Origin of the sequence: Globicatella sp. PHS-GS-PNBC-21-1553, from assembly GCF_033564055.1 — a bacterium.
Lineage (GTDB): Bacteria > Bacillota > Bacilli > Lactobacillales > Aerococcaceae > Globicatella > Globicatella sulfidifaciens.
Genome location: NZ_CP085470.1, coordinates 2436200 through 2447968 on the forward strand (window position 1 = coordinate 2436200; position 11769 = coordinate 2447968).

At 35.6% G+C, this 11769-nt stretch carries 9 protein-coding genes; all 9 read right to left on the reverse strand.

What is annotated here, in order from left to right; translation table 11 throughout:
• Positions 1 to 164 precede the first annotated feature (164 nt).
• The 9 genes from LB888_RS12240 to LB888_RS11645 all read right to left on the reverse strand — a co-directional run bounded on the left by LB888_RS12240 (position 165) and on the right by LB888_RS11645 (position 11760).
• Positions 165 to 344: an IS66 family transposase gene (locus LB888_RS12240; RefSeq protein ID WP_412928038.1), complete on the reverse strand. Its 180-nt coding sequence runs from the start codon at positions 342 to 344 to the stop codon at positions 165 to 167.
• Positions 345 to 458: 114 nt separating this feature from the next.
• Positions 459 to 806, reverse strand: coding sequence for an IS66 family transposase zinc-finger binding domain-containing protein (locus LB888_RS11615; protein WP_318753035.1), 348 nt, complete (start codon positions 804 to 806; stop codon positions 459 to 461).
• Between the two features lie 285 nt (positions 807 to 1091).
• A complete protein-coding gene (tnpB, locus tag LB888_RS12245) occupies positions 1092 to 1313 on the reverse strand; it encodes an IS66 family insertion sequence element accessory protein TnpB (RefSeq protein ID WP_412928334.1) in 222 nt (73 codons plus the stop codon).
• A gap of 452 nt (positions 1314 to 1765) precedes the next feature.
• Entirely contained in the window at positions 1766 to 2203 is a 438-nt protein-coding gene (locus LB888_RS11620) for a phage holin family protein (RefSeq protein WP_318753036.1), read from the reverse strand.
• Positions 2204 to 2274: 71 nt separating this feature from the next.
• Entirely contained in the window at positions 2275 to 2406 is a 132-nt protein-coding gene (locus tag LB888_RS11625) for a hypothetical protein (RefSeq protein WP_318753037.1), read from the reverse strand.
• Positions 2407 to 2449: 43 nt separating this feature from the next.
• Positions 2450 to 2998: a hypothetical protein gene (locus LB888_RS11630; protein ID WP_318753038.1), complete on the reverse strand. Its 549-nt coding sequence runs from the start codon at positions 2996 to 2998 to the stop codon at positions 2450 to 2452.
• Between the two features lie 2 nt (positions 2999 to 3000).
• Entirely contained in the window at positions 3001 to 5283 is a 2283-nt protein-coding gene (locus LB888_RS11635) for a DUF859 family phage minor structural protein (protein ID WP_318753039.1), read from the reverse strand.
• An 18-nt stretch (positions 5284 to 5301) separates the two neighbouring features.
• Positions 5302 to 10161, reverse strand: coding sequence for a glucosaminidase domain-containing protein (locus LB888_RS11640; RefSeq protein ID WP_318753040.1), 4860 nt, complete (start codon positions 10159 to 10161; stop codon positions 5302 to 5304).
• 36 nt (positions 10162 to 10197) lie between these two features.
• Complete coding sequence (locus tag LB888_RS11645) at positions 10198 to 11760, reverse strand: phage tail spike protein (protein WP_318753041.1); 1563 nt, start codon at positions 11758 to 11760, stop codon at positions 10198 to 10200.
• Positions 11761 to 11769 lie beyond the last annotated feature (9 nt).

Sequence of the window (11769 nt, forward strand, 5' to 3'; positions counted from 1 at the left end):
TGAATGCTGGCTAATTTAAACTTGAAATTTGCCTTGACGTAGGCACCTTACATATCTGCATGAAGGCTGCCTTCAAAATCTGGACCCAATCGGCCTCTGCCTTCATCAAATTGATAAATAATCCCCTGTTCTGGTGTGTCCCAGCCACTCATGAGAAGCCAAAATTAATTCTTCGCTTTTTGGCTCTCTAATACTCGGTAGCTGGTTTTATCTGCGTGAAGAACTTCTTGTTGACGGAACTTGTTTAAAAGTAAGTCACAGAGGTCCTGGAAACAGTATTGATAGGTGCAAATGTGCCAACCGCAAATCGTATCCCGACTTAGGGGCAATTTCATTTGTTCCATTCTTGTTCTTGACGATAAGCGGGTAACTTCAAGCCATATTTTTGATGAATCCTTTGAGCGATCTATGAAGCTGCCCCCAAGCTATTGTTGAGGGGAGCTTAGGAACGAAAGCCTTCACAATTTTGTCACTGTCCTCTTTTTTTGATTGCAATCCTCACATTTATAAGAAGCTTGTTTATGAATGATTCGTTTCATATGGGCAGGAATGAAGAAAAGCTCTTCACGAACAGCACTAGCACCTATCTGTTTCATAGATTCCCCACAGTCTGGACACTGGCAGTTTGAAAGTTCATGTAGCTTTTCTTCGGCAGGGAACTGGTCGAGAATCGCCCGTTTTATCCCTTTATTCTTCTTTGCTTTACGCTTAAGAGCCTTCACTTCTTGGACGATCTCTTCTAGTTCCAGGCTGTCTAGAGCTTCCTGCCAATCCTCGAACAGACTGGTTTGTACAGGTTGAGGCAACGTTTTTTCTTGCGACCAAACTGTTTGTTCATCATAAAACGGAGCTGTTCATTCAACCATTCATTTTGACGTGCTTGTGTTTCAATAATATCGATAAGTTGTTCAGGTGTCTGCATTTTTATTGATTTGGTGCCCATTCCTGGACTTCCCTTCTGTTCAAACTATACCTTGTAAACGATTTAATCAAAGGTTTTCACATTGTGTAATATCCCTCCAATGTTTGAACGGAGGGTTCAATCAGAAAGCCATCCATAAGCTGAATGAGTGGGTGACGGTCAATTTCCTTCAGTGACTTCTCCTGTTTAGGCCAATGAATATGGCCCGATTCATAGCGCGTTTATACAGTAACCAGAAGCCTTGGCCGTCCCAATAAAGAGCTTTAAAGCGGTCAAACCTGGACCCACATAATAGAAAGAGATTCTTTTCAAAGGGATTTAATTGATAATCATTTTGGCCGAGAGTAGCCAGAGAATCAATTTCCTTACGTACGTCTGTCCATCCAGTCATAATGTAATAGCTTTTAGCAGCATCGAGATTAATAATCAATCAACCACCTCCATAAGTTTTAACTTAATCATACAGTAGGTGGTTGAGCTGTGATACGTACCTGGTTATTCAGCGTTTACTAAATGACTGCTAATTCAATCAAAATTCAGAAAAAAGAGCTTCAAACCGAAGTTTGAAAGCTCTTAGAAAATGGAGATGAGGGGATTCGAACCCCTGTCCAAAATGAACTAAACCTACTTTTTTCGATAAAATTTCTATGTAAAAAGATTGTATATCAACCTTTTTATGAAAACTATGAAAATAGGGAATTGAACCTTTCCGAACTTAATGTTAGTTCGGACTACCCTATTTCAGTATAAGTAAAAAGCATTTTATAGTCAAATTATATATAAAAAAAGACTAGCATCTGCATTAGCAAACACTAGCCTAAAACTTTAAAATAGACAAAATCATTATTGTCCATTTTCTCGCATATCTTCATCTTTAGCATGTTCTGTTGATTTGATTTGTCTAAGATATTTAATAATATCTTCATTCACTATTACCTCTGCTTGAACCAAGTTCTCAGTGATGCTTAGTCCTTCAGTTGCAATGAATCCAAATATCAATCCCATTTGAGCTGAATTGATGCCATCGAATAGCAATATATCTATTTGATGTGCTAAAGCAACTCCACACCACATAGCTAACTTTCTAAGTAAACCTTTATACATTTCCCTTGAGCTTAGATTTTCCAAATATAGCCCCTTTATAATTCCTGTTACAAGGTCTATACAGTTTAAGATTAAGAATGCAGTCAATACTGCATGCCATTCACCTATAAAGACACCTAATGTAAAACCTAACAAACCAAAAAGCCATACTCCGATACTTTTAATGTAACTAATCATTTCTTACACTACACCACCTAAAAAAGAGTTCTCCCATATTGGGAGAATTCTTAATTTGTTTTTATCTTGTTCTACTTTTCAATTAAATACTCTAAACCAGATTCAACTAAAATTGCTCTTACATCTTCTTTCAAAGTTGAAGGAACTTTTTCAAATGTGATTTTGCCTAAAATAATACGTTGTGCAAAGAACATTGCCATCATCTCGCCACCTCCTGTTGTCAATATTTGTAATGCCAACAAAATTCTACGCATAAACCATCAAAGCCAATTCTTGAATAAGTTCATCTCTAAAATCTAATTGTTCTGATAGCACATCTATTTTCTTTGTAAGTAGTTCGTTTTCTTGGGTATGCTCCAACAACATCTGCTCATTCTCTCTTTTTCCATCAGCAACCTGCTGTTTCAACTCATGAATTTCACTCTTTAACCTATCGTTCTCTTCAAACAAATTAACCTCTTGAGTCACTTCCATCTCTTTCAAAACATTCCATTCATCACTATCAAATTCAGAATATTCAACATCCAGTTCAATATCTTCATCTGTGTAATCAACTTCTTGAACAAAATTAATCAAGGTTAATTCCAATCCATTATCAGTTCTACTAACTGAAATAACATACTCATCTAACTCATACATCTTGCCTTGCTCTACCTTAGATAAATCATAATATAGTTCTCTAACCACGCTATTATCTGCATAGCTCTTTAACTGAACCATCATCTTTTCATCTTCTGTAAAGCTATAAACAACATATTCACTTTCATTTACTTGGTTTCTTAATATTATACCCATAACTATCTACCTTTACCTACTGCAATATAATTCAATACTCTACTATCGCCACTTTTAAATCCAGTATGAGAAAATCCAGCTGTAAATCCAGAGTTTGTCACTGTCTGAACATACCCATCTCCAGCAAGATAACTACTACCTGAACCTGTATATGTGGTTAATGTAATCACTGGTGGCTCGACAAAGCTTCGATAAAATGTTGCATTGCCAGTTAATGTATAAGATGAGTAAAAGCTGTTAATAGTGATTTTTCCAAATGCGATTTGATAATCGCCTATGATGTAATAACCATTTGATGTGTTGTTGCCTCCTGAATAAGAGGGAACGCTTGGTATGTCTGTTTTTTTAGCATATCCAGAAAGTGAAGTGCTGATGATGTTTGTAACATCATTCTCATTCATTTGTGATGCTTGTCTTACTGCACAATAACTAACTTCTCCAGTAATACCACTTGTAGGCATGGTAGCACTCACAATTGTTGGGTTCAACACTCTCCCATCCATACCATACGCCCTCACTATATATGTCTGAAAATTAACATTTACTGGGAACCATAATTTTATTCTATTGTTATGAATAAAAAATCTTCCTTGTGGGATGTTAAACCCATTATTAAGTTGAGATGTGTTTAAAAAAGTACCAACTGGAGTATAATGATATGTTTGGAACGTTGAGTCGATTGGGATATTAACTCCATAAGCATTTCCTATTACTTCAACAGTAATCATTTGAGTTGTTTGATTGTGCATAATATCAATTAAAACACCGCCACTAGGGCTATACAATGCTGCTACTGGAGATACGTTTCCACCAGTTCCACTTATTTGAATCCCACCATCAATACTTGCTCCCCCACTACCAACTTCTAAATTATAACTTCCTCCACTATGTGCTTTACCCACTCCAATTCCATTTGGAGCAATTGTCATAGGTAGACTTTCAGTTGATACTCGAATCCATGAACCATAAACAGTCTGAATACTATCTTTTAAAACCGCTCTAACTTCATACGATTTATTAGCAGCAAACGTACCACTTAAAGTTGCAGTAGAGTTAGTCAATGATAACACACTACTATTAGCACCAGTATTAGTCGATGTCGTTCCACCAAGCTCCCTAGTCTCAAAAGTAAGTAATGCAGTGTTATTATTAGTTGTTCCTCCACCTGTATACAATGGAGTCACTTTATAATTTCTTTCCATATTTAAGGAAGTGTTATTTGCTCCAGTTCTCCATACTCTGATATTACCTATTGATGGTGGTTGATAGAAGTGAACTCTAAATGCTGAAGGTACTGTTTTCCATGCTGAATATCTTCCTCTGGAATCCTTAACTCTAACTTCAGCAGTTAAATCTTCACTTCCACTATTTGGGAATTGAAATACACTATACTGAAAAGAGTTGGTACTAGATGATACGACCCCCTCATAACTACCATTTGCTCTCTTATATCTAAACTCATAGCCATTGATAGTAGATGAATAGACACCACTCGCTCCACTCGCTGTTAAAGTCAATCTTGAAATACCTCTAATGAACTGATTAGATGCTGTCATTGGTGCATATTGTGTATTGCTCACACTCAACCCAGATACACTAGGTATAAAATTGGTTGGCAAATTAATATTCACATTTTGTGACCTAACCCCAATCACACTTGACCCATTCTTAGTCTTAACATTAATCGTTCCTGTGACAGTTGAATTAGATGGGTATCTATTAAATAAAGTATGAGGAATATTCACAGTAACTGATGTTGCAGTTGTTGATGTCGCAACATTTGTCTCAGCCCCACCCACTGTGTAAGTCACATCATGAGTAAAACTATCTGAGCTTCTACTAATAGTTAGTGTATAATTTGTTCCAGTATTCATAGTAGATGCAACTGAAAATGATGATGTTCTCGGTATTGTTGGTAAAGTATATGTTCCTGATGTTGTAACATTCCCATATCCATATCCTGTACTTGTAAAGTTAACATTCCATGAGAAACTAAATGATTTCGTACCATCACTATTGTGTGGGATAGTTAATGTTCCTGATTTAATCAGTTGTTGCGATGTGCTTCTTAAATCATAGTTACCATTACTAATATTAATCGGAGTTTGTCCGTCTATGATTAACTTCATAGGAGTTTGACTTAACTGGTTCCATGGACTCCCATTTGTCTTATAGACATAAGCACTATAATTAATTGTTGTTCTATTGTTTGCAATATCTGGAGACTGGTGTGTAATTACCAGTCTCACCCCCAGATTTGCAATTGAATTTTGATATGTAGCCATTAATCTCTCACTCTCCTATTAACCAGCATATCGAATAGCTAGTTGGTTCGTTCCATATTTCTCAAATATGTATTGCGATATTTGAATTTGTTCAACGAACGCCCCTCGGCTAATCTCCATTAAGTTTTGTGCTATGAAAGCAACTTCTTCATTATTACTAAAGAACGATAGCCTATCTTCTTTAATTAAAATGTAACTACCCTCTTCATGATTACCAACTACGATTCCCTCTTTGGTGTTTTTAATAAACCTATCCACAAAGTTCCATGTTTCAGACATATTGTCCATGTTGTTAGTTAGTAAACTAATGCTATTCAAAGCCTCTTGTAGTCTTTTATTTGACTCTTTTTTATCTGCATCCAGTGCTTTTTGTTCCTCATTGTACTGTTTAATAAAGTCTTTTAATTCACCATCTAAGGCTGCAGCTTGAATCTCTTGTTGTAATGTTTGCAACAGTGCAGTAGCTTCGTTTAGGGCTTGTTCTGTTGCTTCGCTATCGGCTTTTGAATCAATGTCTGATTGAACATCTTCTGGAGCTGGAGACCAGTCTGTGGCTTTATTCCCTTTTTCAAGTTTAACCCAGTAGTTACCATTCAGTATTTCATTTGTATAAGTTCTACTTGTTGGGATAGCTATATAGAATTTACCTTCATTATCAGTCTCCATTATTTTAGGGTTATTTAACCAAACTCCATTAGAGGCAGTTCCACTTCCATTGAAATAAAGAACAGTTTCTTCTTGGTTTCCATTAGTAGGAACATTAGACGATAATATGTATTTTGTGTTAGCCTCTAAAGTAAAATTATAAACATATGCTCTAACAACCCATGAACTAGGGGATATATTATTGAGCTGGTTTAGGCTAAAATAGTTTCGTCCACCAATTTCAACACTTCCCACCATATCAACCCACTTATATTTACTTGGGTCAGTGCTATCAGCTGCTATATAGTCAGTATATGTACCAATAAATCTCTTACCATCTGAATTAGTGATACTAAAATCAACTTTACCATCAGCACTATTAGCATAAGCTGTATGGAAATATGGTGTTCTACCATCTTCTCCTTTTGCACCTGGTAAGCCTCTAGCTCCATCAGCACCTTTGATGAGAGTCCAGTTATAATCTCTCCAATTACCAGAACTATTTTGATTATTACTTACATATATACCTATGTAAGTGGCTTGTGGAAATGTACTGTGACTGAAACTTTGCCCTTGATTTCCTGTAGCATAGGCTATGTGGGTGTAGGATGATTTACCATCTACGCCTTTTGGTCCTTGAATGCCTTGTGTTCCTTGAGGACCTTGGAGACCTTGGAGACCACGAGGACCTTTGTCTCCTTTGTCACCTTTATCGCCTTTAATTAAAGTCCATGTATAATCAGAAGCTGTATTTGATTCTGTTGCTGTGAGCTTATTATAAGCAATCCCCATATACAATTTTCCTGTTGGGTCATTTGACATTCCAACACCTGTAGCAGTATCAGCATACTTAATCCAAGTGTAAGTAGTTTTGCCATCAGCACCTTTTGCTCCAGGCACTCCATCATCACCAATGAATTTAGACCAAACATAATCAGATGCTGTATTAGATTCAGTTTCTACAGTTTTATTCGTAGCAATTCCAATGTATTTAGTATTAGAATCTGGGAGATTAGTCATTCCAGAACCATTTGCATTAGGAGAATATCTAACCCATGTGTAAGTAGACTTACCATCTGCACCTTTTGGACCTTGAATGCCTTGGGGACCTTGCTCTCCTTTAATCTTATTCCAAGTATATGAACTAACAGATGTTGAGTCAGCTTGTGTAAAGTCAGTATAAATACCAATCCATGCACCTAATTCTTCACCATTATTAGCAGTAAATGTTTTACCACCATCATTAGAATACTTGATGTGCATGTAAGAGGTACGACCGTCTTGTCCTTTTTCACCAGCAATACCATCTGAACCTTTGATTAGAGTCCAATTGTATGATGATGGTGATGTAGGAACAGTATTGTTTGATACAACCGCAATACCAATGTATTTAGCACCAACTGGGCTGTCTGTCATTGGGTTACCATTGGCATTTGCTGAATATTTAATGTAGGTATATGATGATTTACCATCTTGACCATCTCGCCCATCAAAGTAGTCTGTACCTTTGATTGGGGTGTAACCATCTTTACCAGTTTCACCTTTAATCTTAACCCATGTATATTTGCGATAGTCTGTGGAATCTTCCTTTGTGAAGTCTGTATAAGTACCCATATAGAGCTTATTGGCTGATACTGATGTAGAGAATCCTGTTCCTTTATCATCTAATGCCCATGCTGTATGGATATAAGTAGTTCTACCATCTTCACCTTTTGGTCCAGGCGTTCCACTTGTTCCATCTTTACCTTTTAATGATTCAATCCATTCATCTAATGACCCCTTAAATCCAGCTTCTACAGCTAATTGATAAGCTGATTTACCTTCTGCTGAAGTTTTTACTAATGCTGAACCAGATGCTATTAATTCATTAAAATCATCATCAAATACCTTAATATTGAAGGTTGATTTACCATTTTGAATATCATCTGGATAGATTGTTATATGATTGGCTTGAATGAACTTATTCTTATCATTCCAACCTTCATCCAATCTATAATCATTACTTACTCTTGACCATAAAAAGTTATCAAAACGCTCAGTAACATCTCTATTACCTTGAAATACTCTTGCAATTAATTGAGTAGACTCTTTTGTATTTCTCTTACTTGCCTTTTCAACAACAGAAAATTTGTCAAAATTAATTTCAATATCAGTAGCAATAACTGCTTTAACAAAAGATTTATCATCAAATAATATTGGTGTACTGAATTCACCATCATGATAAACTGGAACATTCACTGTACCAACAAATTGACCTAAATCATTAAGGAAGTTCACTGTCAATTCTGATACTTCTAATTCATGAGAATCAAAAGCATCTAAAGGATTATCTATATCAGCACCTTGTGGGTTTGAGTTAACATCATAATCTCCACTAATAGGTTTTTCATCTACCAACATTCCACTCTTATGGTTAATGATATGGTTCTCAGCTAATTTACCTTTGATATAGAAGCTGTTTTCAGCATCATTAGGTTTGTATAGATTGATTGTATTGTTAGTAGAATTAAATATTAAATCAGTAGTAGAGCCTTGAATTAATTCAGTTTCAAAACCACTTGATGAACCTGATAACATTAATCCATTTGTAGCTTCAATCTTAACCTCTAATGGTTCACCTTTATGGTAATCCTCTAATAGTTCTTCTCTTGTTTGTTGCAATTGTTTCTGTAAAGCAATAATATCTTCTTTTGATTGAGGGAATAGTTCAGTCACATTACCAATAGTTACAGTATTATTGTTTTCATGTGTTTCTGATGTGGTAATATTTAAGATTCTAGCTTCAATTGCTAATGGTGGGTTAAATTCATGGTCAATGAAAATTCCTGTATCGCCAATTGAAACAGTATCTGGTAACTCTTTTAATTTAACCGTATATTGAACAGAAGGATGAGCATGTTCTTTCATGTATGCAATACCTTCTTTAATCATTTCTTGTGGGTCATCAGAATTAGATGATAGAACTTTTTCAATCCACAATGCTTTCCCATTTTTAGGTTTAAAAGCAAATTGGTCATTTAGTTTCTTATTATAGATTACAGTTTCACCAATTGGAGAGGTGAAAATTCCATCATCATAGTTAATATCAGAAATTGAAACAGTACCTTGAGGAGTACCACTAGTGTTTCCATAATTATACATCTGATACAAGGCATGCATGATGAAGTTAGCATGTCTTTCATACCCAATTGGTGTCATATGGATATGCTCGCCATTAGCACCATCTGCATAATAGTATTCTCTGATTTTATGAGTGGCATATTGTGACCAGTTTCCATAGAATACATTGGAGTATTGCTCTGATGCTTGCTTATAGGCTTGAGCAACAGATTCTCTATGAGCCACTTCTGATAAAGTGTCCACTAGTAAAATCTTTCTACCAACACCACATAAGTCTACAGCTTGTTTAATTTCATCAGCTGTAACCCCTCTATTGGTTCCTAGAATGAATACAACATAACTATAAACCTGATTGTTAGCTAACATGGTTTTAAGCTGTGCAATAGCATTATAGGCTGTATCTGGATGTGTCCATTGTCTTGAACCTTTAGCATTGTAGTTTGATTGTTTAAATGCAAACCTTTTCAGCTTGGGTTCTGTACCAACTAATAAAGAATCCCCAATAAAGGTTACATCAATATGTTTAGCAGCTGCCTCTGCACCAGATGATAAAGAGTCTCCTACTGTCTTTCTAAGATAATATTCAGCACTCATACCATTATTGATTACTGGTGTAGTAGTCAATCCACCCTCAAAAGCAATCTTGTCATATTGAGTCAAATTGTATTGGTCAATGATTCTAATTAACTTATTAGGATATTCTATATCAGTAGCATAACCAGCATTTCTTAATTCTTGAGCTGCTACTCTATAATTCTTTTCACCTACCACTTTAGCATAGTTCTGCTTTCTCCATTCTGTGCTAGTGAAGAATGCCCCATGGTCCTCTATTGATTCATTCCATGAATTATAGGCTCTAAAATATGCTTTAGTCCAATAATAGCCTTTACTTTGTGACCATTCTTGAGTGTCCATTAAAACTTTCTTTCCAGTCCATGCATCATCTGCTTTAATTCCAAATAAGTTATAGTTTGGAGCTTTAGCTAAACCACTAGTTCCCCATCCTGATTCCAAACAAGCTTGAGCAATTGATATAGAAGGTAAAATCTTGTATTTTGTCCAACCACTAATTGCTCCATCTTTAACTTGATTTATAAAATTTAATTGAGTCATGTGTTACCTCCTTTGTTATATAAAAAAGAGTCATAGTTAACCCATGACTCTGTAATAACCAACAATACCATTCATTAGGCTTTTTTGTGTAATAGTGCCTAATTGTTCACTAGCTGCATGTACAATACCAGCACCAGAACTAATAGTTCCAAGTAAAATGGCAACATGACCACCATTGTTATTTACAATTAAATCTCCTCTTCTTGCTTCTGATGCACTTATCTTTCTAAAAGGTGATTGCTGTGCTTGAATAGTAGCAGTGGTACATCTATGGTTGATGTTGAACCCAGCATGGCGATATACCTCATAAATCATGCCAGAACAATCCCAACCTCTTGTAGTGGTGCCACCCCAAATATATGGAGTTTTGCCCACATAACTTAAAGCTCTTTGAACAGCTTTTTCAGTTTTAGAACTAACAGTTGGAGTGGGTTGACTTGCCTTATTCACTAATCTAAATACATAGAGTGGCTCTCCACTTCTACCAGCAACTGGTGTAGTAGTAATACCATTGTCTTTATAATTGCAGTGAATGATGTGGGTATTACTTACAAATACACCTGTATGCCCATTCTCACCACCACTTGCAGCTCCTTTAGGGCCAGATAAGAATAAATCTCCTCTTTGAGCCTGTGCCCTTGGTATTTCAACCATTAATTTATCTGGTCCAATGTCAGTCCATAAACTAACAGTTGAGCCAATATAGTTAATGTTTGGTTTAAAACCAGCATAAAACAAAGCAGAATAGACAGCTGATGAACAGTCATAATAATTTGGACCTACTCTGGCTGCGGTCATGCTATATTTAACTTTACCTTCTCTATCTTTGAACCATTTAATCATTTTCTCCAACATTTCTTGATGAATAGATGATGGAGTAGGTTTAACTGGATTTGATGTTGGAGGTGTTGGAGATGCATCTTTAGGTTGAGCATTTGATTCAACTATTAATTTAGTTACAATGTTATCAATGTTAGTCTTGCGGCTGATTCCCTCAAGAAAATCATCAGAACTCAATCTGAAACCAGCATCTCCTTCAACACGTTGCTTAACTAAGTGAATTTTAAAATCTGGAACACCTGGAGTATCAAGGATAGTTTCAAAATAAAACTCAACCTCAAATTCCTTACACACTTTCTTAATTCTTGAAAGCAAGGTTTCTGAATTAGAAAACTCCATTGCTACTTGTTTAGTTGATTCATTCTTACCAATGGACCAACCAGTATCTAATAGCATTTTATCAAAGTACCATTTAATATCTTTTGGTGTAGAAGGTAATTCTACCCCTCCTACTACCTTATTAATTAAGTTTAATGAAGCATCTTCTATATATACTTTTTTATATCTTGATGTTTCATCAACTTGCATGATAGTTCCTAGAATCCTTACACCTTGTCTATTTAAGAATGTAATGTAATTTCCTTCCTTAAGATTAATATGCTGAGGAGAACTCTTATCAAAGTTAATATCTGCTACATAAATTCCACCTTCAATTGAAGTTGATAATTTATCATCCACAAAATGCAAACCATTTTCAGTGTTATTATCAATAAATGCTAGTCTCTTAAAATCTTTATCTAATAATTCAATCTGTTTCAAAATATTTCC

What these genes read in the sequence shown, in the direction of transcription:
- LB888_RS12240 (WP_412928038.1), bottom strand. Translation starts at nt 344, where the DNA reads ATGGAACAAATGAAATTGCCCCTAAGTCGGGATACGATTTGCGGTTGG.
- tnpB (WP_412928334.1), bottom strand. Translation starts at nt 1,313, where the DNA reads ATGACTGGATGGACAGACGTACGTAAGGAAATTGATTCTCTGGCTACT.
- LB888_RS11620 (WP_318753036.1), bottom strand. Translation starts at nt 2,203, where the DNA reads ATGATTAGTTACATTAAAAGTATCGGAGTATGGCTTTTTGGTTTGTTA.
- LB888_RS11625 (WP_318753037.1), bottom strand. Translation starts at nt 2,406, where the DNA reads ATGATGGCAATGTTCTTTGCACAACGTATTATTTTAGGCAAAATCACA.
- LB888_RS11630 (WP_318753038.1), bottom strand. Translation starts at nt 2,998, where the DNA reads ATGGGTATAATATTAAGAAACCAAGTAAATGAAAGTGAATATGTTGTT.
- LB888_RS11635 (WP_318753039.1), bottom strand. Translation starts at nt 5,283, where the DNA reads ATGGCTACATATCAAAATTCAATTGCAAATCTGGGGGTGAGACTGGTA.
- LB888_RS11640 (WP_318753040.1), bottom strand. Translation starts at nt 10,161, where the DNA reads ATGACTCAATTAAATTTTATAAATCAAGTTAAAGATGGAGCAATTAGT.